General features: G+C 32.9%; 27 protein-coding genes. 13 read left to right on the forward strand and 14 right to left on the reverse strand.

Going from position 1 to position 25,287, the window contains the following annotated elements; all coding sequences use genetic code 11:
• From CVD18_RS01215 to CVD18_RS01225, 3 genes are all read left to right on the forward strand, one after another.
• On the forward strand, positions 1-448 hold a 448-nt coding region (locus tag CVD18_RS01215), incomplete at its 5' end, for an IS1595 family transposase (RefSeq protein ID WP_146052674.1).
• 65 nt (positions 449-513) lie between these two features.
• Entirely contained in the window at positions 514-1,488 is a 975-nt protein-coding gene (locus tag CVD18_RS01220) for a M20/M25/M40 family metallo-hydrolase (protein WP_103863632.1), read from the forward strand.
• Between the two features lie 14 nt (positions 1,489-1,502).
• The gene (locus tag CVD18_RS01225) at positions 1,503-2,186 is read left to right on the forward strand and encodes an SDR family oxidoreductase (protein WP_103863633.1); all 684 of its coding nucleotides are present in this window, start codon (positions 1,503-1,505) and stop codon (positions 2,184-2,186) included.
• 67 nt (positions 2,187-2,253) lie between these two features.
• Here the strand turns inward: CVD18_RS01225 and CVD18_RS01230 are convergent, their stop codons facing one another.
• The gene (locus CVD18_RS01230) at positions 2,254-2,703 is read right to left on the reverse strand and encodes a hypothetical protein (RefSeq protein WP_103863634.1); all 450 of its coding nucleotides are present in this window, start codon (positions 2,701-2,703) and stop codon (positions 2,254-2,256) included.
• Complete coding sequence (locus tag CVD18_RS01235; RefSeq protein WP_158250365.1) at positions 2,700-3,332, reverse strand: hypothetical protein; 633 nt, start codon at positions 3,330-3,332, stop codon at positions 2,700-2,702. The genes CVD18_RS01230 and CVD18_RS01235 overlap by 4 nt, the downstream gene beginning before the upstream one ends.
• Before the next feature lie 408 nt (positions 3,333-3,740).
• On the opposite strand from CVD18_RS01235, the gene CVD18_RS01240 reads away from it, so the two are divergent.
• The 8 genes from CVD18_RS01240 (at position 3,741) to CVD18_RS01275 (ending at position 11,514) form a co-directional block, all read left to right on the forward strand.
• Positions 3,741-5,282 carry a VWA domain-containing protein gene (locus tag CVD18_RS01240; RefSeq protein WP_103863636.1) on the forward strand — a complete coding sequence of 514 codons (1,542 nt, stop codon included), beginning with the start codon at positions 3,741-3,743 and terminating at the stop codon, positions 5,280-5,282.
• 1 nt (position 5,283) lies between these two features.
• The gene (locus CVD18_RS01245) at positions 5,284-6,168 is read left to right on the forward strand and encodes a DUF4349 domain-containing protein (protein WP_103863637.1); all 885 of its coding nucleotides are present in this window, start codon (positions 5,284-5,286) and stop codon (positions 6,166-6,168) included.
• A gap of 48 nt (positions 6,169-6,216) precedes the next feature.
• On the forward strand, positions 6,217-6,813 hold the full coding sequence (locus tag CVD18_RS01250; RefSeq protein WP_103863638.1) for a SprT-like domain-containing protein: 597 nt from the start codon (positions 6,217-6,219) through the stop codon (positions 6,811-6,813).
• 2 nt (positions 6,814-6,815) lie between these two features.
• A complete protein-coding gene (locus CVD18_RS01255; protein WP_103863639.1) occupies positions 6,816-7,895 on the forward strand; it encodes a mannose-1-phosphate guanylyltransferase in 1,080 nt (359 codons plus the stop codon).
• Positions 7,896-7,901: 6 nt separating this feature from the next.
• Complete coding sequence (locus tag CVD18_RS01260) at positions 7,902-9,350, forward strand: DUF389 domain-containing protein (RefSeq protein WP_103863640.1); 1,449 nt, start codon at positions 7,902-7,904, stop codon at positions 9,348-9,350.
• A gap of 156 nt (positions 9,351-9,506) precedes the next feature.
• The gene (locus CVD18_RS01265) at positions 9,507-10,343 is read left to right on the forward strand and encodes an alpha/beta hydrolase family protein (protein WP_233194445.1); all 837 of its coding nucleotides are present in this window, start codon (positions 9,507-9,509) and stop codon (positions 10,341-10,343) included.
• A 28-nt stretch (positions 10,344-10,371) separates the two neighbouring features.
• Positions 10,372-11,148 carry a hypothetical protein gene (locus CVD18_RS01270; RefSeq protein ID WP_233194446.1) on the forward strand — a complete coding sequence of 259 codons (777 nt, stop codon included), beginning with the start codon at positions 10,372-10,374 and terminating at the stop codon, positions 11,146-11,148.
• 9 nt (positions 11,149-11,157) lie between these two features.
• A complete protein-coding gene (locus tag CVD18_RS01275; protein WP_103863642.1) occupies positions 11,158-11,514 on the forward strand; it encodes a hypothetical protein in 357 nt (118 codons plus the stop codon).
• Between the two features lie 55 nt (positions 11,515-11,569).
• Here the strand turns inward: CVD18_RS01275 and CVD18_RS01280 are convergent, their stop codons facing one another.
• Together CVD18_RS01280 and CVD18_RS01285 are read right to left on the reverse strand one after the other, a co-directional pair.
• On the reverse strand, positions 11,570-12,334 hold the full coding sequence (locus CVD18_RS01280) for an ABC transporter ATP-binding protein (protein WP_103863643.1): 765 nt from the start codon (positions 12,332-12,334) through the stop codon (positions 11,570-11,572).
• Positions 12,334-13,071, reverse strand: a complete 738-nt coding sequence (locus CVD18_RS01285) for an ABC transporter permease (protein WP_103863644.1) — start codon at positions 13,069-13,071, stop codon at positions 12,334-12,336. The genes CVD18_RS01280 and CVD18_RS01285 overlap by 1 nt, the downstream gene beginning before the upstream one ends.
• 113 nt (positions 13,072-13,184) lie before the next feature.
• Here CVD18_RS01285 and pafA point away from each other — a divergent pair, with 113 nt between their 5' ends.
• On the forward strand, positions 13,185-14,825 hold the full coding sequence (pafA, locus tag CVD18_RS01290; RefSeq protein WP_103863645.1) for an alkaline phosphatase PafA: 1,641 nt from the start codon (positions 13,185-13,187) through the stop codon (positions 14,823-14,825).
• A 72-nt stretch (positions 14,826-14,897) separates the two neighbouring features.
• Here the strand turns inward: pafA and CVD18_RS01295 are convergent, their stop codons facing one another.
• The 6 genes from CVD18_RS01295 to gcvP all read right to left on the reverse strand — a co-directional run bounded on the left by CVD18_RS01295 (position 14,898) and on the right by gcvP (position 22,128).
• The gene (locus CVD18_RS01295) at positions 14,898-16,301 is read right to left on the reverse strand and encodes a TlpA disulfide reductase family protein (RefSeq protein WP_103863646.1); all 1,404 of its coding nucleotides are present in this window, start codon (positions 16,299-16,301) and stop codon (positions 14,898-14,900) included.
• Positions 16,302-16,363: 62 nt separating this feature from the next.
• Positions 16,364-17,257 (reverse strand): glycosyltransferase family 2 protein, encoded by an 894-nt coding sequence (locus tag CVD18_RS01300; RefSeq protein ID WP_103863647.1) that lies wholly within the window; start codon positions 17,255-17,257, stop codon positions 16,364-16,366.
• A gap of 33 nt (positions 17,258-17,290) precedes the next feature.
• Positions 17,291-17,821, reverse strand: coding sequence for a methyltransferase (locus CVD18_RS01305; protein WP_103863648.1), 531 nt, complete (start codon positions 17,819-17,821; stop codon positions 17,291-17,293).
• A gap of 128 nt (positions 17,822-17,949) precedes the next feature.
• Entirely contained in the window at positions 17,950-18,663 is a 714-nt protein-coding gene (locus CVD18_RS01310) for a hypothetical protein (RefSeq protein ID WP_103863649.1), read from the reverse strand.
• A gap of 147 nt (positions 18,664-18,810) precedes the next feature.
• Entirely contained in the window at positions 18,811-19,185 is a 375-nt protein-coding gene (locus tag CVD18_RS01315) for a group III truncated hemoglobin (protein WP_103863650.1), read from the reverse strand.
• Positions 19,186-19,272: 87 nt separating this feature from the next.
• The gene (gene gcvP, locus CVD18_RS01320) at positions 19,273-22,128 is read right to left on the reverse strand and encodes an aminomethyl-transferring glycine dehydrogenase (RefSeq protein ID WP_103863651.1); all 2,856 of its coding nucleotides are present in this window, start codon (positions 22,126-22,128) and stop codon (positions 19,273-19,275) included.
• Between the two features lie 135 nt (positions 22,129-22,263).
• On the opposite strand from gcvP, the gene CVD18_RS01325 reads away from it, so the two are divergent.
• Positions 22,264-23,094, forward strand: a complete 831-nt coding sequence (locus CVD18_RS01325; RefSeq protein WP_103863652.1) for a hypothetical protein — start codon at positions 22,264-22,266, stop codon at positions 23,092-23,094.
• On the opposite strand, the gene CVD18_RS01330 is transcribed toward CVD18_RS01325, so the two are convergent.
• The 4 genes from CVD18_RS01330 to CVD18_RS01345 form a co-directional block, all read right to left on the reverse strand.
• On the reverse strand, positions 23,083-23,337 hold the full coding sequence (locus CVD18_RS01330; protein ID WP_103863653.1) for a hypothetical protein: 255 nt from the start codon (positions 23,335-23,337) through the stop codon (positions 23,083-23,085). The two genes, CVD18_RS01325 and CVD18_RS01330, sit on opposite strands and share 12 nt — an antisense overlap.
• A 46-nt stretch (positions 23,338-23,383) precedes the next feature.
• Positions 23,384-23,638: a hypothetical protein gene (locus tag CVD18_RS01335; protein WP_103863710.1), complete on the reverse strand. Its 255-nt coding sequence runs from the start codon at positions 23,636-23,638 to the stop codon at positions 23,384-23,386.
• A gap of 2 nt (positions 23,639-23,640) precedes the next feature.
• Positions 23,641-24,195 (reverse strand): sigma-70 family RNA polymerase sigma factor, encoded by a 555-nt coding sequence (locus CVD18_RS01340; protein ID WP_103863654.1) that lies wholly within the window; start codon positions 24,193-24,195, stop codon positions 23,641-23,643.
• Between the two features lie 171 nt (positions 24,196-24,366).
• The gene (locus CVD18_RS01345; protein ID WP_103863655.1) at positions 24,367-25,284 is read right to left on the reverse strand and encodes a TIGR01777 family oxidoreductase; all 918 of its coding nucleotides are present in this window, start codon (positions 25,282-25,284) and stop codon (positions 24,367-24,369) included.
• Positions 25,285-25,287: the final 3 nt, after the last annotated feature.

Consider the following 25,287-nt stretch of genomic DNA (forward strand, 5'->3'; position numbering starts at 1 on the left):
TAGTTGTGACCGTGTAGGAAATAAGGACTTTAAAGTTGCTACATTAGGACGTATCAGTAAAAAAGACCTAGAAGAAACTTTAGATGGGAAATTAGATAAAGTAGAAACTATTTGTAGTGATAGCCATCGTAGTTACACTGCTTATGCTAAAGGAAAAGAGATTACTCATAAAAAGTTTAATGTTTCTAAAGGTCAAAAGGTTACTGATAAGATATACCATGTTCAGAATGTCAACAATATGGATATGAGACTGAGGAAGTTTATGGATTCTTTTAATGGTGTTGCTACTAAATATTTACAGAATTATCTCAATTGGTTTTTAGTGTTAGAAAAAGTAAAAAATGTAACCACGAAAATGGCAATGGTCACAGCAATTGCGTTCACTTCGAATCAAACTTGGATGAATTTTAAAAATATAGCACTAGATCATATGTATTTTAGAACTTAGCCTTCATAATTAATCCTGCTTCATTTGGAGCGGGATTTTTTTATCTTTAACCAAAACACATTTTTATGCAAAAGAATATTTTTATCATTTTGGTTACACTACTGTTTATCAATTGTAAACAGATGACAGTTGCACAGTCACAGGTAGAATCTGTAAATGACAGTGCTCTTGAAAAGACAAAGGTTTCTGAAGTTGCAGATATTATCAATTTTTTAGCGAGTGATGAATTAGGTGGGCGTGATACAGGAAGTGAAGGGCTAGAGAAGGCAGCACAGTTTATAGAGAATGAATTTAAGAAGTATGGGGTTGTTCCTTATTTTGATACTTATAGAGATGATTTTGATGTAAAAGGAGTAAAGACATACAATGTAGTGGGGTATCTTAAAGGAACAGATGAGAAACTGGCTAAAGAGACCATTATATTGGGAGCGCATTTTGATCATATAGGTACAGCGAAAGAGGTGAATGGAGATACAATTGCAAATGGAGCTAATGATAATGCAGCAGGAAGTTGTGCAGTGATTTCTTTGGCAAAGCAATTTGCTCAGTTAAAAAATAATAAGCGTAGTATCCTTTTTGTATTGTTTGGAGCAGAAGAAGTAGGGTTGCAAGGCTCCATACATTTGGCAGAAGTATTAAAGAAGAAAAATATCAATTTATATACAATGGTTAATTTTGAGATGATAGGGGTGCCATTGAATGATAAACCCTATAAAGCTTATATCACAGGGTATAATATGTCTAATATGGCTAAAAAGATGAATGAATATTCGGGTCAGGAACTTATAGGATACCTTCCAAAAGCTGAAGAGTTTCAGTTGTTTAGAAGAAGTGATAATTATCCTTTTTTCCAGCAATTCAATGTGCCATGCCAAACGATTTCTACATTTGATTTTACGAACTACGAATATTATCATCATGTAGATGATGAAGCATCTGAAATGAATTTTGAATTTATGGCAACCTTTATTAATGAATGTGTTCCTGTAATAACAAAAATAGCTAATACCACAGATAAAGAAATTAAGTTAACCAAATAGCGCTTTTTTATAGTATGAGTAAAAATATTATCATTACAGGAGCGAGTAGAGGAATAGGATATGAATTAGTAAAAATGCTTGCAGGTGAAGGGCATCAGGTTTTGGCTTTATCCAGAAATGAAAAACCTGTTGCAGCACTTCAATACAAAAATGTTCATACATTCCCTTTTGATATTAGCAAAGAGAAAGATTTGCAAAAGATGGTTGATTATGTTTCTTCTACATGGCAACAAGTAGATATTTTAATCAATAATGCAGGGAAACTATTAAATAAACCTTTTGGGGAGATAACTACAAAAGAGTTTGAAGAAGTGTATAAGGTAAATGTCTTTGGGGTTGCAGAGATTACAAGATTAGTTTTACCTTTTATGAAATCTGGGAGTCATGTAGTGACTGTAAGTAGTATGGGAGGGATACAAGGAAGTATGAAGTTTCCTGGTCTAGCGGCATATAGTTCTAGTAAAGGAGCAGTAATAACATTGAGCGAGTTATTGGCAGAGGAATATAAAGAAAGTGGAATAGCTTTTAATGTACTAGCCCTTGGGGCAGTGCAAACAGAGATGCTAGAAGAGGCTTTTCCTGGATACGAAGCTCCGCTCACAGCAATAGAAATGGCTACCTATATTAAAGATTTTTCTACTACAGGGAATAAATATTATAACGGAAAAGTACTTCAGGTATCTAGCAGTACACCTTGATGGATGTTTATCTGGTATAAGAGTTACAAGTTGAAAATAATAAGACTGATAAGATAAACTAGGTTAATTATTTTTTGATAGTATCAAAGGAAACCTTTGTAGTCGTCAATAATTCTCCGTCAATTTCAATTTTTGAAGTATTGATAATCGTCATGATGGTGTCAGTTTTTTGTTCTGTAACGACTTTTATTAGTACTTCTTTGATAGAGTCAGAAGTAGTTTTAATAGGGGTTATAAAATCGAGATATTTAATTTGTGTCCCTTCCGTGGTAAGAATAGAGGTGTTTCTGTCTGTTTCAATAGCAAAATCAGGATTAGATTTAGCTAAAGCTTTCCTGTCAAGATACTCTTGTAATTTTTGTTTAATAATTATCATATAGGCATCGCTATCAGAGAGTGCGGTTGTTTCTTTAGGAATATCAAGAGATACAGTTGTTTCCATTTCCATTCTTCTTGATTCATTATTGGCACAACCTATCAAGAATAAAATCGCTATGATAAATAGTAATCGTCTCATGATTTTATCTTGAATTTAAGTTTTACAATTTGCCCATTTGATCGTTTAGATTCAATAATTTCTACATTTTTTAAGCTCTGTGTTGGTGTAGTAAGTTTGTTGATGAAATCTTTTTTGGTATACATTTCAATACCTAATCGTTGTGGTAATACTTGAAAAATATGAGCATCATTTGCAATCATTTGTGATAACTCTTTCCTTCTGTTTTTCCAATCTTCAACTTTTCCATTCGCATAATAATGCAGTATAAGTGCATAGTCATCAGTTCGCACCTGTAGGTTTTCATTAAAATCAGAAGATGTTATTCTGTATATGGTGTCAGTTTTGTGATAAGGGGATCGTATTACAAAATGAATATAATCATCTTTTGTTTTCCATGCAAAACAGCCAGTACTATCGCTTTTTGAGTAAAAAGGAGATTCTTTGTCATTAAGTATAACAATATCTATAGGTACTTTGGTAATTACTTGATTTCTATCTTGATCTATAAAGCAAAATCTGAAAGTATTGTTAGTGGGGGTTAGAATGAATATTGAGGCAAACAAACTTAGAGTGATACAGGCTACCCATAGCCATAAGTTGTAAGATTTCTTTTTTATAGAAGGTGTTATTTGGGAGGTGCTCTTCATAAAATCATTCCAATTCGTATGCCCACAATATTGAGAAAGCAAATTAAGAATGTCAACACGAGGTAATTTTTCTGAAGAGTTTTTAAAATAACTATAAAAAGATTTTTCGCTTATACTGGTATTGACTTGTTTTTTTAAATCCTCCTGAAACAATATAATATCCTGCCCCTTCCAGTTAGCGATATCATCATTTGAAGCAGAATTACCCTTTAAAAACTGTTGGGTTATTGCTTTTTTAAGAAGATCGAATGCTATTTTTTCTTCGGAATCTATAGTTGTATTATTTTGATAATTAAGTATTTGTAGTTTGTAAAATGTTTTACAAACGTTTTACAAGAGCTTTGCAAAAGATAATGCATGACTCAATCTAAGTTTGTTTTTCAGTGTAACAAGATAAAACTATAAATAATGAAAACAAAGATGGTAAAAAAAAATAGAATACTAATACTAGGAGTATTACTTGTAATAGTAAGTTCATGTAATCAATATCATGATAAGCGCTATGATGTTCAAGAAACTATTGTGGTAGAATCTAAAACAGATGATATGAGTGGTAATGATGAAAGTTATAAGGAGATTATAGAAAATGGTTTTAAGGGGGTGTATACGGCTCCTTTATCTACTTTTTCAATAGATGTAGATAGAGCTTCCTATAGCAATATTCGTAGAATGATCAATAATGGACAAAGAGTGGCTGAAGATGCTGTTAAGGTCGAAGAGATGATTAATTATTTTAAATATGATTACAAATTACCGATTGATGAGCATCCATTAGCCATTCATGCAGAAGAGGGAAACACACCGTGGAACAAAGAAACTAAATTGATAAAAATAGGATTGAAAGGAAAAGAAATACCAACTCAGGATATGTTAGCTTCTAATTTGGTGTTTTTGATAGATGTTTCTGGCTCTATGTCTCAACAAAATAAATTGCCCTTGCTTAAAAAAGCATTTAGGTTATTGGTGGCAAAATTAAGAAAAGAAGATAAGGTATCTATAGTAGTATATGCAGGAGCAGCAGGAGTGGTTCTAGAGGCTACAAGTGGTGGTAATAAAGAAAAAATAATGAGTGCTTTTGATAATCTTACGGCAGGAGGAGGAACTGCAGGAGGAGAAGGTATAGAACTGGCATATAAAATTGCTGAAAACAACTTTATAAGAAATGGTAATAATAGAGTGATTTTGGCTACAGACGGAGATTTTAATATAGGCATGAATAGTGATAAAGAGATGGGGGTATTAATTAAAGAAAAAAGAGAGACAGGAGTATTTCTAACCTGTATGGGTTTCGGTATGGGAAATTATAAGGATAGCAAATTAGAAACTCTTGCAGATTTGGGTAATGGTAATCATGCATATGTAGATACTATGCAAGAAGCTCAAAGAATATTCGGATTAGAGTTTGGAGGGACATTGTTTACGATTGCCAAAGATGTAAAAATTCAGGTAGAATTTAATCCAAAAAAGATTAAAGCATATCGTTTAATAGGGTATGAAAATAGAATGTTGAAAGATGAAGATTTTATAGATGATACCAAAGATGCAGGAGAATTAGGGAGTGGGCATACTGTTACAGCTCTTTATGAAATCATACCAATAGGAGTAAAAAGTAAATATTATAAAGAAATGTCAGATTTGAAATACACAAAAAAAGTAATAAAAGATTCTGATGAGTTGTTTACTGTGAAATTACGATATAAAAAACCAAAAGAAAATCAAAGTAATAAACTGGAGTATGTATTTCTAGGAGATAAAGAAGAGGAGTCAACAGATTTCAAGTTTGCTGCTTCTGTAGCATGGTTTGGTATGAAATTAAGAGGCTCTGAATATATACAATATCAAAACTTAGAGGATATTATAGATTTAGCCAAAAGCAATAAAGGAAAAGATGAACAAGGGTATAGGGCAGAGTTTATAAGATTAATGAATAGTTATAAAGGAATTAGATAATATGAAAAAGGATAATTTAAAAATAAGGAGAATATTGATTCTAATAACATTGATAGTGTTAGGGTATTCTTGTTCTCGAAGAGAAAGAGATCATGTTTTTGAAACAGAGAATATTATGCTCAAAGATACAGAGGAAGCTCCTGTGTTAGCAACTGCCGTAATCGAAGAGGAATCAGCTCTAGATAGTGATGAAGCCAAAATAAGAAATAAGGGTGTTCATACAGTGCAAAAAATTATTAGAAATGCAAATTGCAGAATAAAGGTTAAAAATGTTGAGAAAGCAACAAAATTAGCAAGGAAGGTAGCGTTGAATTATCTTGGATATGTTTCTGATGAGCGATTTACAAATACAAACTATACAAAAGAGAATCATTTTACAATAAGGATTCCTAAGAATGAATTTAACATTGTTTTAGATAGTATTTGTGGATTGGCAGAATTTGTAGACTACAAGAATATAACCACTGTAGATGTGACAGAAGAATATATTGATATATCCTCTCGATTAAAAACAAAGCAAGAAGTAAAAGAGCGATATGAAACTATTTTGAGAAACAAGGCAAAAACGGTAGAGGATATTTTAAAAGCAGAAGAAAAATTAAGTGAGATTCAAGAAGAAATAGAATCAGCTCAAGGTCGATTAAACTATATGAGGAGTAAAGTTTCCTATAGTACAATTCAAATAGATTTGTATGAAACAATAATCCCAAAAGAAGAACCGGATACATATGAGCCAGATTTTTTGAATAAAGCAAAAAAAGGAATGTCCTTTGGTTGGTCTATTATAAAAAACCTGACATTATTGTTGTTTTATATTTGGCCACTTTTGATAGTAGGAACTTTTATTTTTACATACTTTAAATGGATTCGTAAGGCAAAAAAATAATGAATTAAGCGCGTCGTATCGATGCGCTTAATTTTGTATTTTGCGACGATGAAGGAAATACTGGCAAAATACATTCCTGAGCGAGCTTTAGAGCTGGCGTTTGAACTGATCCAGAAATGTAATGTGCATCTCAAAATTGTAAATGAAAGAGTAACTAGACATGGTGATTATCGAAAAATGTCTGATGGGAGTCATCAGATTACTGTAAATGCATCTCTTAATAAATATCGTTTTCTCATAACCTTGATTCACGAGATAGCGCATTTAGTTGCTTTTGAGAAGTATGGACGCTATATAAAACCACATGGAATTGAATGGAAAAAAACTTTTCAGCAATTAATGCTACCCTTTATTAATCCAGAGGTTTTTCCATCTAAAGTGTTACCAGTAGTAGCAAATCATTTTAAAAATCCCAGAGCAAGTAGTGATACTGACGAAAAATTATCAATTGCATTAAAACAATTTGATCCTGCTAATGATAAAAATTATATCTTTGAATTACCCCTCGGAAGTGTCTTCCGGTTATATAATGGAAAAATTTTTAAAAAAGGAAGTAAAAGAGTAAAACGATACGAATGCGTAGAACTCAATACAGGTAAAATTTACCTTTTTAATCCAAACGCAGAAGTCGAACTATTGAATTGATTATGGATAAAAATTATTATGCAATATTGATGGCAGGTGGAGTTGGGTCAAGATTTTGGCCAGTAAGCACCACAGAATTCCCTAAACAGTTTCATGACATGCTAGGAACTGGAGAGACTTTAATTCAACGCACATTTTCGCGTTTAGCTAAAATTATTCCTAAGGAAAATATATTTATTCTTACCAATGAACGATATAATGATTTGGTTTTAGAGCAATTGCCAGAGGCAAAACAAGAACAGGTAGTTACCGAACCAGCAATGCGCAATACAGCACCATGTATTCTCTATGCAGCGTTAAAAATTCAGAAAGATGATCCAGACGCTGTGATGGTAGTTGCACCCAGTGATCATTGGATAGAAGATGAAGATGCTTTTATAGGTAATCTAAAACAAAGTTTTGAGGCATGCGCAGAAAATGATATACTCATGACTCTAGGGATTCAGCCTACGTTTCCAAATACAGGATATGGGTATATACAGTATGATAAAGAGACAAAAGATGCAAGAAAAAAAGTTGCTCAGTTTACAGAGAAACCCAATTACGATACTGCCAAAAAGTTTTTAAGCGAAGGTAATTATTTGTGGAATGCTGGTATTTTTATTTGGAGTGTGAATAGTATTGTATCTGCATTCGAACAGTTTCAGGAAACAATGACTGTGTTATTTAAAAAAGGATCGTTCGTCTATAATACTGTGCAGGAGAACGATTTTATACAAGAAAATTATCCTTTAGCAGAAAATATATCAATTGATTATGCTATTTTGGAAAAAGCAGATAATGTATACGTGCTTCCAGCAACATTTGATTGGAATGATTTAGGAACCTGGGGTTCTTTATATGATAAGCTTGATAAAACACCAATGAATAATGCGGTTGTAAATGCACGAGTATTGCCTGAAAACGCATCAGGGAATATGATAAGAACATCCAATGATAAAATTGTGGTGGTTGATGGATTAAAAGATTACATTATCATAGATAAAGAAGAAGTGCTTTTGATTTATCCAAAACAGAAAGAACAGGATATAAAAAAGGTACTTCAAAAAGTAAAAGAACAATACGGAGAACAATACGGATAATAAACAATGACAGAGAATACAAATCAACAACCTGCTTCTGATAAGGAGGAAATGGCAGAATCAGTAAAAAGAGATGCCAAAGGGCTTTTTGAAAGTGTAAATACATTTATTAGGGAACTTCTGGATATACGATCTGAAACCGATAAAGATCAGACGATAGAAGATGTAAAAAAAGATATTCCCTTTAAGGGGCATAATGCTTGGATTCTTATTTTTTCTGTCTTTGTAGCCTCTATTGGTCTTAATGTAAGTTCTACCGCAGTAGTGATTGGAGCCATGTTAATTTCTCCTTTAATGGGACCTATTGTTGGTATTGGGCTATCAATAGCGATCAATGACATAGATACTTTAAGGAGGTCTCTGGTTAATCTTGGGGTAATGGTTGGGTTAAGTGTTCTTGCGGCAACACTATATTTCTGGGTTTCTCCTCTGACAGAATTAACCCCAGAATTAGAAGCCAGAACAGCACCGACAATACTAGATGTAATGGTAGCTGTTTTTGGAGGACTGGCATTGATTGTAGCTAAGTCTAAAAAAGGAACAATGGCTAATGCTATTGCAGGAGTAGCTATTGCTACCGCCCTGATGCCTCCTCTATGTACAGTAGGGTATGGTATTGCAGAATGGGAGCTAGGATATGCTCTAGGGGCATTGTATTTATTCTCAATCAATGCTACTTTTATAGCATTGTCTACATTTATTGTGTCTAAGTTATTACGTTTCCCGATGTTGCGCTATGCTAATTCAGTAAAAAGAAAACGTACAGCACAATTAGCTTCTTTATTAGCAATATTGGTAATGATACCAGCAAGTTATACTTTTTATGTAACGCTCAATGAGAGTAATGCAGAGAGAGATTATAAGTCTTTTAAGGCTAATGAAATTGATGCTAATGAAAATCTATACCTGAGGAAAGATTTTTATGATTATAACAATGAATCTATAAAGCTTTATTTTGATGGAGAAATTAATGAAGCGACCGTGAGTGATCTTCAAAATGAAATTAAAAAATATACCAGTATTAGTGATTTTACATTAGCTATAAATGGTAATAAATCACGAGGAATTGATCAGATTTCTAAAGCGTATGATAGATCTATTGTACAGCTAAATCGAGTAGAAAAAGAAAATGAAAAACTTCTTGATAAGATAGAAGATCTAAAAATACAAATCACTGGATTAGAAACACAGCTTAAAGAAGCTAGTAAAGTAGTTCCTGTAGCAGTAATACCATACGCTAGTATTGCAAAAGATGCCAAGATACGTTTTCCTGATCTAGCAGAATTAGGATATGGTAAGGTGCAAAGATCAAACTTCTTAAAGGTAGATACTGTACAAGTAATCTTTCCTAAATGGAAATTCCAAGTATCTGATAGCTTAGATAATGTAAGAATACATGCTTTACAAGAATGGATAACCAAAGAAATGAAAGCCGATACACTATATGTAGAATAAGAATTAATTATTGATTTTATCCTCTCTTTCAAAATAGTTCTCAATAAGATTGTTTGAGTGCAATAAAGTAATTTTTGAATCATCTTTGAGTGCGTTGTCATTTATTTTTGATTACAATTTTGTTATGTTTTATCATTAATTCATTAACTATATACTATGATGCGATTACAACTTTTTTTACTATTCTTGATAGGTAACTACTCATTTCTTATAGCTTCTCAGGTAGATACCTTGGCTATTACGAGTGTATCAATGAATAGAAGTGTTAACAACGTAGTGATTTTACCTGATAGTTATACTACTCAACAAAATAAATTCCCAGTACTGTACTTATTACATGGAGCTTATGGGGATTATAGTGATTGGGTAACAAAAGCTCCTATCATAAAAAAATATGCAGACAGTAATAACATTATTATTGTTTGTCCCTCGGGTGATGTAACAAGTTGGTATTTTGATAGCCCTATAGATGAGAAGATGAAATATGAAACCTACATATCAAAAGAATTGGTAAGAGAAATAGATGAAAAATATAGAACTATTTCTCATAGAAAGAGCCGAGCAATTACAGGCTTAAGTATGGGAGGGCATGGAGCGTTGTATCTTGCTTTTAAGCATCAGGATATTTGGGGAGCTGCTGGTAGTATGAGTGGAGGTGTTGATATTAGGCCTTTTCCTAATAATTGGGATATAAGTAAACGATTAGGTAGTTATGCTGAAAATAAAGAAGTCTGGGAACAAAATACAGTTATTAATTTGACTCATTTGTTAAACGGAGATTTGAAACTGATTATTGATTGTGGGTATGATGATTTCTTTTTTGATGCAAATAAAAGATTGCATCAAAAATTAGTGCAGAATAATATAGCTCATGATTATATAGAAAGATCAGGAGAACACAATTGGGTATATTGGGCAAATGCAATAAAATATCAATTGTTATTTTTTAATGATTTTTTTGAGGGAAATAAGAATATAGATAATAATAAATAGAAGGGAGTCATAACTTAATTCTGAAAATATGAAAATAAATAAAGTTTTACTATTGTTTTTGATGTTGGTTTTGTATGCAAAAAGTTATGGTCAAACAAAGACGATTCATGTATATGTTGCATTGTGTGATAATAAATTTCAAGGGATAGTACCTGTTCCTGAAAAAATAGGAAACGGCAAAGATCCTAGGCTTAATTTATATTGGGGAGCAGGATATGGTGTGAAATCATATTTAAAACTAAAAACAAAAGATTGGAAATTTATAAAACAATTAAAATCTTCAAACCCTTATATTTTGGATAGAATATTGTTTAAGCATGCTACAAAAGATGTGTATATATTAGCAGATGCTTATGATGGTGAGCAAATAAAACCATGTATAGAAGATTTTTTGAAAGCATCCAATACTCAAAATCCATTAAAAATAGGAGTAGATTCAAAAGACTTATGTTTTGGAGGAGATGCTGATTTATTAGCTTATATAGGACATGATGGGTTAATGGATTTTGATGTAAATGTGAATTATAAAAGAACGAATGAGAAGCAGAAGGATGTAATAGTTTTGGCATGTTATAGCAGAAACTTTTTCTCTCCTGAAATAAAAAAAGCCAATGCCAATCCAATTTTATGGACAACGCATTTGATGGCACCAGAAGCATATACCTTGAAATCAGCTATTGATGGATGGATCAATAATGAATCAGGAAAGCAAATTGATGAGCGGGCAGCTCAAGTATATAATAAATATCAAAAATGTGGAATAAAAGGAGCTAGGAATTTATTTACAACAGGCTTTAAAAAATAAAAATACTAGATGAAGCGTGTACTTTTTTTGATTGGCATTACAATGCTGATGCAGTCTTGTTTGGTGAGTAGATTAAGTAGACCAAAATTAACTGGGTATATCTATACTAAAAATAGCAACGAACCAATTGAGAAGTGTAAAGTAGGAGAATCATATACAGATGCAAGAGGATATTATGAATTAAGTAAAAAAAGATATAGAGAGGTAACCTTTATAGGATACGAAGCACCTCCTGTATTTGTAAGAGAACTGGTTTTGAAAAATGGGTATATTACAGACACTATAAAAGCATTTAACAAATACGGTGGAGCTGCTAGAAAGAATACACACTGGAAAATGGATACAATATTCCTGAAACCCAAATAATGATATAAGATAATTTCTACTATTTAGAGATTTGAAAAGGAAAGGTTTTTGTTTATTACAACCCTTTTAATTGAGCATCGCGTACTTTTTTGAATAAATTAGAAGAGTATACAAAATCTGTGACCGCGTCATTATCAGTTTTGAAAATTTGTGACTTATTACCTTCCCATTCCAAATGACCACTTTTAAGGAAAATAATTTTTTCTCCTATCTCCATTACCGAGTTCATGTCATGAGTATTAATTACCGTAGTAATATTATTTTCTTCGGTAATTTCTTTGATCAGATTATCGATTACAATAGCAGTTCTGGGGTCTAGTCCAGAGTTAGGTTCATCACAGAATAAATATTTTGGTTGCGTCACTATTGCACGAGCAATAGCTACACGTTTTTGCATTCCTCCACTAATTTCAGAAGGAAGTTTTTTCTCTGCATTTTCAAGATTTACCCGATCCAGCACTTTGTGAACCCTCTCTAGCATTTCTTCTTTTTTCTGTTTGGTAAACATCATCAAAGGAAACATTACATTTTCTTCTACAGTCATAGAGTCAAACAATGCACTACCCTGAAAAACCATTCCCATTTGTTCTCTCAGGTCTCTTTGTTCCTGCTCGTTAAGGTCTGAATATGTGCTACCATCATAACAAATAGTTCCTTTTTCTGGAGTAAAAAGCCCCAATAAACATTTTAAAAAGACCGTTTTACCACTACCACTAGTTCCAATAATAAGATTCGTTTTTCCTCGATCAAAAGTGGTGGTAACCCCTTTTAAAATTTCTTCTCCGTTAAATCCTTTATGTAGGTTTTTTACTTCTATCATTAGCTTAGTAATAATTGGGTGAGAACATAATTAGAGATAACAATAACTACCGTGGTCCACACAAAAGCAGAAGTACTTGCTTTACCTACTTCTAGTGCGCCTCCTTTCATATAATATCCGTGAAATGAAGGGATGGTAGCTAATAAAAAAGAATATAAGAAAGTTTTGATAAAAGCATACACAAGGTGATAAGGCATAAATTCTTCTCTAAGGCCTACCAAAAAATCATCAGTAGATACAAATCCACCATATACTCCAGCTACATATGCTCCAAATACTCCTGTAAACATAGCTATCGCAATTACAAAAGGATAAGTAAGCATTGCTATTATTTTTGGGAAAACTAAATAATTGAGAGAGTTAATCCCCATTACTTCGAGTGCATCAATTTGCTCTGTTACTCTCATTGTACCTATACTCGATGTAATAAATGAGCCCACTTTACCAGCCATTATTACAGAAATAAAAGTAGGTGCAAATTCAAGTATAACTGATTGTCTAGAAGCAAAAGCAATAAGCTTTTTCGGGATCAAAGGATTTGTGAGGTTAAGTGCTGTTTGTATGGCTACAACTGCCCCAATAAAAAAAGCAAGAAATACGGTAATTCCTAAAGAGCCAATAATAAGATCATCGATTTCTTTAAAAATTAGATTTCGTATAACAGATCCTTTAGTCATTCGACTAAAAACTCCTTTCAACATTAAAAAATAGCGACCAATATCGTCTAGATAAAACATTTGTTATAATTAGAAAGGCTAAAATAGAAAAAAAAATAGCCATAGCATTTAACCTTCTATTAAAGTTTTACATTTGCACAAATAGTATTTTAGCTCTTCAAAAGTAAAAAAGAATGATAAAAAAAATATTCTTACTCACATTACTTGTTATGTGTTGCGTGCCATGTAGCTCGCAAAAAGAAATTAAAATTAATAGCTTACCAAAATTGGTAGTTGGTATTGTAGTTGATCAGATGCGATACGATTATATTACTCGTTTTTATAATCGTTTTGAAAACGGAGGGTTTAAGCGTATGATCAATGAAGGTTTTAATTGCAAAAACAATCATTTTAATTATGTACCTACTTATACAGGGCCAGGTCATGCTTCTGTATATACAGGAACGACACCTAAAAATCATGGGATTATATCAAACAATTGGTATGATAAATTTGGTAAAAGAATGGTGTATTGTGCAAGTGACTCTTTGGTGAGTCCTGTAGGATCAGCTAGTCAATCAGAGCGGATGTCACCCCGGCGTATGAAAACCTCTACGGTAGCAGATCAAAATAGATTGCATACACAGTTTAAGGGAAAAACAATTGGTGTTGCGATCAAGGATAGAGGAGCTATTTTACCAGCAGGGCATACAGCAAATGGCGCATACTGGTTTAGAGGTAGGGATGAAGGGAAATGGATAACAACTTCGTATTATAGAAGTGAATTGCCAGATTGGGTAAAAAAGTTTAATGCTTCTGGTAAGGCAGCATCTTATCTAAAAGAATGGAATACACTATATGATATTAACACGTATGTAGAAAGTGGTACGGATAAAAATACATACGAAAGAGGTTTTAAAGGAAAAGAAACAGCTACTTTTCCGTATGATCTGGCGGCATTAAAAGACCAGAATTCTGGATATGATATTATAAAATCGACAGCATATGGTAATAGTTTGACTGCTGATTTTGCTATTGCAGTAATTCAAGGTGAGCAATTAGGGACTGATGATATTACAGATTTTCTTACCGTAAGTTTTTCTAGTACAGATTATGTAGGGCATAATTTTGGAGTAAACTCAAAAGAAATTCAAGATACATACTTGCGATTGGATAAAGATTTAGAACGCCTTTTTAATACGTTGGATAGCAAAGTAGGAAAAGGTAAGTATACAGTCTTTCTTACGGCAGATCATGGTGCAGTTCATGTACCTTCATATTTAAAATCGGTTAAAATTCCTGCAGGTTATTTTGATAGAAATGCATTTATAACGAAGGTTAAAGCATTTGTGAAAAAAGAGTTTGGAGTAGGAGGCTTAATTAAGAATATGTCTAATAATCAGCTGTTTTTTAATTATGAGAAGTTGAAAGAAAACAAAATAGTACCAGAGTTATTGCAGAGAACTATTGCTCATTTTGTACTTCAGGAAAAACAGATTGATAAGGTATTTACTAGGCATCAATTAGAAACGGGTGAATATACTTCTGGAATTGGTGCTTTGATACAAAAAGGATTTAATCAGAAAAGAAGTGGAGATGTGATGATTGTATTGGATCCAGCTACAATATCATATTCAAAAACGGGCTCTACCCATGGGAGTGGATTAACTTATGATACGCATGCACCTTTATTGTTTTTTGGTAACGGAATACAGAAGGGGAGTACAACACAGGAAACCTACATTACAGATATTGCACCTACGATTTCAGCTTTGCTTGGGATTGCTTTCCCTAATGGAGCTACAGGAAAAGTATTATCTTTTGTATTAGAGTAGATAAAAATATATTATAAAAAAGTCTGCTAAACTTAAGTTTAGCAGGCTTTTTTATAAATATTGATGAGGTAATTATATTTTTAATTCGCTAAGAATTTCTTTAAGCCTTGGTTCAGATGGTCTAGGAGCACTCGCGCTTACTATGTTGCCATCAGGATCTATAAGTATAAATCTAGGGATCCCTCGGATACCATAATCAGTAACAAATTGAGAGTTCCAGTTATTATCAGCAAACAGTTGAATTCCTCCTAATTCTTTTTGCTCAACCATTTTTTTCCATGCTTCATATTGCGGTCTTTTATCGATAGATATACTTACAAATTCTATATTCTTGTTATGGTATTCTTTTTCTATTTTTTTAAGATGTGGGATTTCAGCCTTACAAGGGCCACACCAAGTAGCCCAAACATCGATGTATACATATTTTCCTTTGAGATCGCTTAATGAGGTTTTTCCTCCCTTGTAATTCTCGTATTCGCTAAAAGTAGGAGAAACTTTTCCTTTGGTTAAACGTTTGATCTTTTCGAATTTGCTAGTAAGTTCTTTTTTGAATTCCTCATTATCAGAAGCTGCTATGACTAATTTGTATAACTCAGCGGCATCATCATTTCTTGGGGATATCTGAGTAGCTATGTTTTTTATAAAAGCGTCTTTTATGTCTTTGGTTTTAATTTGAGCCAGATTCTCCATTTGCGCTTTACTAAAAGAAATACTGTCTTTTTTAGCTTTTTCACTAGATAAATTGTCAAATATCCTAAGACTTAAATTACGATATTCCTCTGAATTTTTGAATTCTTCTGCATTATCCAGATCAAAATCATTTAATTCACTTGTAAATCCTTCTGGTGTTTTGTACTCTTGTTTTTGAGTATAATACGCATGAGTCATCTTAAAGTCACTAAGAAGAGCAAGATATTGATAATGGTTCTCCTTAGCTTGATTAGTAGCAAACTCAGCATCCATATTTTTGTATTTCTTCAAGAGGTTGTTTTTTGCCTGTTCTTGCTCAGAGATTAGATTCTTAAAGGTATTAGCTTCATTACTAAATAATTCTTTATAACTATTTTGGTCACTAAAGAAGCTTTCTTCTAGTAAAGCTTTTTTAGCCAGATAATTATTAACATCTGCTGCATTGCCAGTATATACAATGCTTTCGTCAAACTGATTAGGATCAATAGATAATTCTAATTGATCTCCTTTGTCTAGGTACATATTAGAGCGTTCTCTACCTATCATAAAGCTATAAATCCCTTTGGATTCAATTTTTAAGGTGTCAGAAAAGGTCCCGTCTTCATTAATTGGGATTGCTTTTTTGAAATTATTAACGTTGCCAAAAACGATAATCTCTGGTGCGGTTGTATTCTTTATTTTTCCTGAGAAAAGTGTGTAATCTACTTTTTCTTTCTTGCTTTCTTTATTACAAGCAGCTATAATAAGTATAGAACTTAGAGCTAAAAGAAGTTGTTTGATTTTCATGAAATGATTTTTTTTGAATGTCAATTAAGGATTCAAGATAAGAATATATTAACATGAATACGTTAAAAAGAAGTTATAGTAAAAAAAGATTGATGAATTCGTAAAACTAGAGAAGCTTTTTTTTTCATTTTATTCCAACGAAGTTTACGAATAAATTGCCCTTCGGTTTTAGATACTAGAAACGGTGTGTTTTGTCTTTGCGCTTTAAAATAGCCAATTAAATAATTTCTTATCAAGCTAGGGCGTTTTTTGAGTAACGCTAATTTTACAGATGCAATTAGAGTAATCCAGAAACCATATCGCATTGTGTAAAAAGCTTCTCCTTGTTTATATTTTGCTTTAGGGTTATAAGTGTTACCTGTTGGTTTAAGGTGTTTGACCTGTAATGATGTATCTGTTTGTATTTTCCAGTTATGATATTGGGCTATTAATTCATCTATGGTGTCCCAACCCATTGCGGATTTAAGGCCATTTATATCATTGAAACATGCTTTGCGATATGCTTTTAATGCACCTCGTATATGATCTTTATTGGTTAAATTTTCTAATACCCATTCTTGGTTTTTTTCTATGTAGCAAAAACCGCCAACCATTCCTGTAGTTTCGTCTTTTTTGAAATGAGCTGTTATTTTTTCAATGTAATTCAAGGGAAAAATAAGATCTGCATCAAATTTACAAAGTATGTCATATGTATCGTCTAATGTGTTTACTCCTTGGTTAAAAGCATTGATGACTTTACTGCCAGGCATGTGATCTACAGAAGAATCGGTATTTACAATAGATATAAAATGATATCTGTTTACAAATTCATTTACTATTTTTTCTGTGTCGTCGGTAGAGTTATCGTTTACCACAACTATTTTTTCAGGAAGTAGTGTTTGCGAAACTAGAGAATTAAGAGTCTTAGCAATAAAGCGCTCTTCATTATGTGCTGGTATGACGATGTATGTTTTCAATACAGGTAGTACGTTTTGAGTATGGATATAATATTATGATTTTTTAACTCGCTCTGCATATATAATGTAATATCTAGGAGTAAAAAAACGTAATAAAGGGCGAAATCCTATTTTTTTTACAGGATGAGTCCATTTATCTCGCGCTTTTATTTGCCATCCAGCTTTTTCAAGGAGCCAGTCAAACTGCCAATCTTCAAATTCATGATAGTGTCTATCCCAAGGATCAGTTTTACTTTGGTATGCAGGAGAAAACCATAGGCGTAATGGTACAGAAGCTACTAATTTATCTGCTTTGATCTCTCTCAAGATATTAAATGGAGAGATGAGGTGTTCAAAAATTTCAAAGGCTGTAACAATTTCTGCATCATTGTTTTCTACAGCTTGTGTGTTGAGATCTAGATCTTCACCAGAAGTATTTGATACAGTATACCCTTCTTTTTCCATGAACTCTACAAACGGATTTCTTACTCCCAAATCAAGAATAGTTCCTGGGGCAGGTATGTGTTTTCTAAGAAATTCTAATGTTTTTTGATATCGCTTATGAGGAAAAGTTCCTTCGTACATATTCTTTTTATTAAACTGATAGTCTTTGCGGGTTAAAGATTGTATTATTTTTTCAAAAAAAAAAGGGATACGGTTAAGTATCCCTATTCTTTATAAAGAAATTTAGACCACTTCAAAAAGAAAATGTGTTAATTACATTCTTTGGTATACTCATAAATATGTTTTGCAAACTCAGACCATTTTGGCTTAGCTCCATACTTCTCTATTAATGCTGGACAGTCTCCAAAAAACATTTTGAATTCTTCATCATAATGTTTTTTCTTAAGTCGGATAGCTACTTCATCTCCTTTTTTTACATAATAAGACTTGGCGATCCCACCAGCTTTAAGTGGGCCAATACCAATACTAGCAGTCTCTTTAGAATATGGATCTTTGAATACCTTTATCTTTTCACAAAAAGAAGGGTTTACCAATTGCACCATTAATGTTCTTGTTTTTTTCTTTATTCGCACTTTTGATTTTTCAAAATATGCATACCCGCTTTTGAACAGGCTTTGATCTAGTTTGTCATTGTTCCATTGATCTGCATCTGTAATAAAATCCTGAAAATTTGCTAATTTGGCAAGACCGCTTGGGGGTAAGTACATAAATGAAATATCTGCAGGTTTTATTTTTACCTTTTTGTCATTTAGGTCTCTGATTTTTACCTCTTCGATTAGACCTTTCTCGTACTTTAATTTCTTGAGATTTCCTTTTGTGATTTCTTCATTATTCATATGAAGATAGGATGTTTTCTTTTTGGAAAACCCATTAAATCCAGGTAGAAAATTTTGCGCTTGAGTTGAGACGCAAATGCAAGTGAATAATGCTAAGGTTGTAAGTAATTGGTTTGTGATTTTCATAAAAATAATTTTTGTATTACGCATACAAATATAGAATTTATTTAAAGATATAGAAGGTAAAATTGTCGCTAAAAGCACCTAATAAGAATGAATTAAGTTTTTATTTGAAGTATTTTTCTTACTTTTTAAGTCAAAATGAAAATCAAATTAATGAGAAGTTACTATTTTTATACGCATCATTGTAATGATAGATAATGCCCTGGTTTTAATTAAGTCTGCTTTTTCTCCTTTGAAGTTGGTGTCCACTGCTTTATGAAATAGTGTTAACCAAGTATCAAAGTGAGTGTTTTCTAATTTTTTTTTGAGATTCAAATCTTTATGGATTTGCATTACATTCTTTCTGTAATTCCTTGTTCTGAATAGTTGTTGTTCCCAAAAATCTGTAATTTCAGGAATGTGTTCTTTGAGATCTATTTTTGCTATTTTAGTAAAAAAAATGCCAATTTTAGGGTCTGCAAAGGCATCTTTGTAAAAAGCATTCATTAAGAATTCTATATCTTTTCTAGAAGAAATGTCTTTCATTTGGTTGTTTTATGATGTACTGAAAAGTAATAAAAAAAAGAGGCAACTATATAGTCGCCTCTCTTATAATTTGTAATGGTAAGCTTTTTAAGCATCAGCTTCCATATATTCTTCAATGGGAGTACAGGTGCAAATTAGGTTTCTATCCCCATAAGCATCATCTACACGACGTACAGATGGCCAAAACTTGTTATCTATAATATAAGGTAATGGGTATGCTGCCTGTTCTCTTGTGTAAGGAAAATCCCAAGTATCAGCTGTAAGCATAGTCATTGTATGCGGAGCATTTTTCATTGGATTGTTAGGGTTGTCTGTAGTAGCCTCTGCTATTTCTTTACGTATAGAGATCATAGCGTCACAAAAACGATCCAGTTCCTCTTTGCTTTCACTCTCTGTAGGTTCGATCATAATTGTTCCTGCTACAGGAAACGAAACAGTAGGAGCGTGGAATCCATAATCCATAAGTCTTTTTGCAATATCTGTCACTTCAATACCATTGGCTTTAAATGGTCTGCAATCGATAATCATTTCGTGTGCAGCTCTTCCTCTTTCGCCAGAGTATAATACGTCATAGTGACCATTGAGGCGCTCCTTGATGTAATTAGCATTCAAAATAGCATAATTCGTTGCCTCTTTTAGGCCTTTTGCACCAAGCATAGTAATATAGCCATATGATATAAGACAGGCTAAAGCAGATCCCCAAGGGGCTGCAGATATTGCTGTAATTGCTTGGTCACCTCCTGTTGCTATGATAGGATTGGTAGGTAAAAAGGGAACTAATTGTTTTGCCACACAAATAGGACCTACACCTGGTCCACCACCACCGTGAGGTATGGCAAAGGTTTTGTGTAGATTAAGGTGGCATACATCTGCCCCGATTACTCCAGGATTGGTTAGGCCAACCTGTGCATTCATATTGGCGCCATCCATATATACCTGTCCGCCATTATCATGTATGATCTTTGTGATCTCTTTAATTGCAGATTCATAAACCCCATGTGTAGATGGATATGTAACCATCAAGGCAGCGAGATTGTCTTTATATTTTATTGCTTTTTCTCTAAGATCTTCTACATCAATATTACCTTCTTCTGTAGCTTTGGTAACGACCACTTTCATTCCTGCCATGACAGCAGATGCGGGGTTAGTACCATGAGCAGATGAAGGGATTAAACAAATATTACGATGGTGATCATTTCTAGATTCGTGATATGCACGGATAACCATAAGTCCAGCAAATTCTCCTTGTGCACCAGAATTAGGTTGTAGTGAGGTTGCAGCAAAACCAGTAATCTCTGTAAGTTGATCTTCTAGCTTTTTTAGTATTTGTTGATATCCTCCAGCTTGTGATACGGGAGCAAAAGGATGAATATTTCCCCATTGCGGATCACTTAGAGGTAGCATTTCTGAAGCAGCATTAAGCTTCATGGTACACGACCCTAATGGAATCATCGAGTGGTTTAATGATAAATCTTTGCGTTCTAACTTTTTGATATATCTCATCAATTCTGTTTCAGAATGATATTTATTGAATACTTCGTTTGTTAAGAATTCTGTAGTACGTTTTAGATTTTTACCAATGTGAGGTGTTGTATCAATTTGATCGATAGGAGTGAAATCTTGATCAGCAACCTTAGCAAAAATTGATACAATAATGTTCAGATCTTCAATAGAAGTAGCTTCGTTCAAAGAAATGGATATTGTATTTGAATCAGGATAGTAAAAGTTTACTTCATGTGCTTCTGCTATTTCTTTTATTTTATTTGTATCCCCTTGAATTCTAATCGTATCAAAATACGTAGTGTTGAGCTGTTTGAATCCAAGATTTTCTAATGTAGTACTTAATGTAACGGCAGATGCATTTACTTTTGAAGCAATATAAGTAAGACCTTCTGGGCCATGATATACACTATACATTCCTGCCATAACAGCTAGTAATACTTGAGCAGTACATATATTAGAAGTTGCTTTATCTCGTTTGATATGCTGTTCACGGGTTTGTAATGCCATACGTAAGGCACGATCTCCATTTAAATCTTGAGTAACTCCAATAATTCTTCCTGGAATATTTCTCTTATAAGCCTCTCTAGTTGCAAAGAATCCAGCATGAGGCCCACCATATCCTAGAGGGATACCAAAGCGTTGAGTAGTTCCTACAACAACATCTGCCTCAAAACTCCCAGGAGATTTAAGAGATACTAAACTTAAGATATCGGCAGCTACAGCAACTTTGATAGCTGCTTGATGTGCTTTTTCTACAAAATCAGCATAATCAAATACTTGCCCTGATTTACCTGGGTATTGTAAGATTGCACCATAAAAGTCTGAAGAGAAATCAAATTCTTGATGATTTCCTACTACTAACTCTATATCAAGAGGGATTGCTCTGGTTTGTAATAGAGATAATGTTTGAGGTAATATTTCTTCAGAAACAAAGAATTTATTTACATTATTTTTTTTCTGATCTCTTGATCGTACAGAAAATAACATAGTCATAGCTTCTGCAGCAGCAGTACTCTCATCTAGTAGAGAAGCATTGGCCAATTCCATACCTGTAAGATCACAGATCATAGTCTGGAAATTCAGTAAAGCTTCGAGTCTACCTTGTGCAATTTCTGCTTGGTACGGAGTATAAGCCGTATACCATCCAGGATTTTCTAGTATATTGCGTTGGATAACGGCAGGTAAACAAGCTTCATGATAACCAAGACCTATATAAGTCTTGAATACTTTATTCTTTGAAGAAAGTTTTTGTATGTGAGCCGAATACTCTTGTTCACTTAATGCAGAAGCAAGATTAAGCGGTTTTTGTAATAAAATATCATCAGGAACAGTTTCATAGATTAATTGCTCTATAGAATCTGCTTTAATTGTGTTTAACATGTCGCCAAGATCCTTTGTTGATGGACCGATGTGACGAAGTTTAAAAGAATCAGTTTTCATAGCGAAAAAACAGTTGAAATTGAGACGCCAAAAATACATATTTAATTGCTAAAACTTTCACAATAAATTAACCTGAATATATGAAGTTTTTAACCAAATTCGAGTTTTGTTAACATAGACCCCTAAAAGTAAGAAGTGAAAATTCTAAAAAGTGTATTCAGATTCTATATCAATGGTAGTATTCATGTAGCATTGGCGATCTGTGCTTTGATACAGGTGACCTTTATGAAGTTTGAAATACCAAACCAACAAACCTTTCTTTTGTTCAATTTTTTTGGATCCATTGCGGCTTATAATTTTGTAAAATATTCAAAAGTTTCAAAGTTATATCATAGAAGATTAACAAAGTCAATGATCGGCATTCGTGTTTTGACCATTTTATCAAGTGTGCTGTTTTTGTATTTTGCCTTTTCTATAGCTATTACCACTTTATTATATATGATGCCTTTTTTTGCGTTGACGATATTGTATGTAGTTCCTGTTTTTCCTAATAAGAAAAATTTGAGAAGTCTTGCTGGCGCCAAGATTTTTATTATTGGGATTATTTGGGCGGGAATTACTGTGCTAGTCCCTTTGTTGTATGTAGGAGAAAGTTTTGGGTTAGATTTTTTGATAGAAATAATTCAACGTTTTCTCTTTGTAGTGGTAATGATGTTGCCTTTTGAGGTGAGAGATTTAGAGTATGATGCAGAAGATTTGGAAACAGTTCCACAAAAAATAGGGATAACGAGAACAAAAGTTTTTGGTAGTATATTACTAGTTGTATTTTTATTACTTACTTATCTGAAAGGGGAAATATTGTATTCGGCAGAGATATTGAGTACAATCTTATTAACCATAATAAGTTTATTCTTTTTATGGGGAACAGAAAAAAAGCAATCAGAGTATTATTGTTCTTTTTGGGTAGAAAGCGTTCCTATTATGTGGTTGATAGTTTTTCTTATCTTAGAAAACTTATTTGGATAACTCTTTTTGTATTTTTTTCTTCATAGCCTCTTTTTCAGAAGGGCTAATGGTTTGAATGTTTGAAGCATTCATTGTTTTGGTAAGTTTTGCATTTTTTTGAGAATAAGCTCTGGTCACTTTGCAATATAGTAATCGAATATTAAGCTTGATTTTTTCAAAAATCGAGGCTTCTCCATATTGATTTTTATCACAAATAGATTGTGCTTCTTCACAAGATACGAATAGCTTTTTAGTAGTTTTCATTGTATAAATAGAGTAATTTTTTTAGTAATAGAGGGGTAGGTGTTCATTATTTTTGCATTTTTTGTTTAAGATGCTCTTTCATCACATTTTTATCAGCTTGGTTAATGCTGATAACCTTAGGATCTTTAACCAATTTGGTTAGTTTCATATTTTTAGAAGTATATTTTCTACATGCTCTACAGTAAATCAAGTGTATATTTAATCTTACCTTTTCCCAAAAGGAAGCTTCTTTATACTGGTTTTTATCACAAAAATGATTTGCCTCTGGACAACTTACAAAAAATATTTTTCCTTTACTCATTACTAAAACCAATTTTTTTCTAGACATTCAGCCATTGCTGTACGTGCTCTATGGATAATAACCCATAGGTTAGACGCTGTAATATCGAATTCATTACAAATTGCTTCTGTATCGAAGCCCTGTATTGTTTTTAGTTTAAAAATAAGAGCTTGTTTTTCAGGTAATTTGCCCAAGCAATTGTGTATAGCTAGTCCTAGTTCTTCGTTTTCGATATCATGATCAGCATTACCATCAAAAGGATCGGCTACACGTTCTTCTAGCCAGTCGCCTTCGGTTTCAGAATCTGAGGAGTAATTCATTCTCACCTCTGCTTTTCCTTTGTTACTATTGATTTTGCGATAATGATCTATGATTTTTCTTTTTAGGATAGAAATAAGCCAAGTACGCTCACTAGCTTCTCCTTTAAAGTTTTTCATAGATTTAAGTCCAGCAAAGAATGTTTCTTGTACCAGATCTTGTGCAATTTCCTTATCATCAACTCTTACAATAGTGTAGTTAAATAGGTAATCACTGTATTTATCTACCCATACGTTTGGGTCTATGGAGTGTGTTGACATTATTCGGTTCTATGGTTATATTCATCAAAAATAGGATAAAAAGTTGAATTTTATTATTTGTAATGATGAATGAATGTATTATAATTAATTAATCATGTTATGATATATTGTGAAAGACTGGTTTAAAATAATTTTGTGTCAGAAAAATATAATTTTTATTAGAAAAGGATTTTATTTAGAGATTAGATGAGATAGCGTCATGTCTAGGTCATAAAAATGAAATTGAAACCCACTGTTTTTTAATTTGGAGGGAATGACGTTTCTGCTTTTTAAGATGAGTTCAGTTTCCGTTTTTATAATTTTTGCTCCAAATTTTAATATAGATGTGGGTAATGGTATTCCTATAGGAGTTCTTGTTATCTTTCTTAGAGTTTTCATAAAAATAGTATTAGTGGTTGGTTCTGGAGATACGATATTGATCGTGCCATTTATTTGTGGAGTATTGATGATGTATTCAATACTTCTTGCAAAATCAATTTCGTGTATCCAACTTATTTTCTGATTCCCTTTGCCTTGTTTTCCACCAATTCCAATTTTGACTAGATTAAGAATAGGAGGTAGGGCTCCTCCTTTTTTACCTAATACAATCGATGTTCGCAAAGCAACCTTTCTAGTATTAGGGGTGTGTTGATTAAAGAATGTTTTTTCCCAAGATTTGGCAACATCTACAGAGAATCCATTGCCAATCTCACCATGTGATTCGTCCATTTTTTTATCTAGAGAATGGCGATATATGGTAGCTGTAGAAGAGTTGAGCCATATTTTTGGTGAATTTTCACATGCTTTGATGGCTTCTCCCAATACCTTGGTAGATGTTATTCTAGAGTTTAGAATAAGTGCTTTGTTTTTTTTGGTATAGCTACAATCTACTGATTTTCCTGTAAGATTAATAATAGCATCAGCATTATTAATCTCTTTTGTCCAGTCGCCAAGGTTTTCGGCATCCCAGTATACAAACTGTACGTTGTTGGTGTCAGTTCTAGGTGTTCCTCTAGTAAGAATAACGATTTGCTCTACTTTTGATTTAAAATACGAAGTAAGGGTTTCTCCTAGAAATCCTGAACCTCCTGCAATGACTATTTTTTTCATAGA

Source organism: Aquimarina sp. I32.4, from assembly GCF_002924285.1.
Classification (GTDB): Bacteria; Bacteroidota; Bacteroidia; order Flavobacteriales; family Flavobacteriaceae; genus Aquimarina.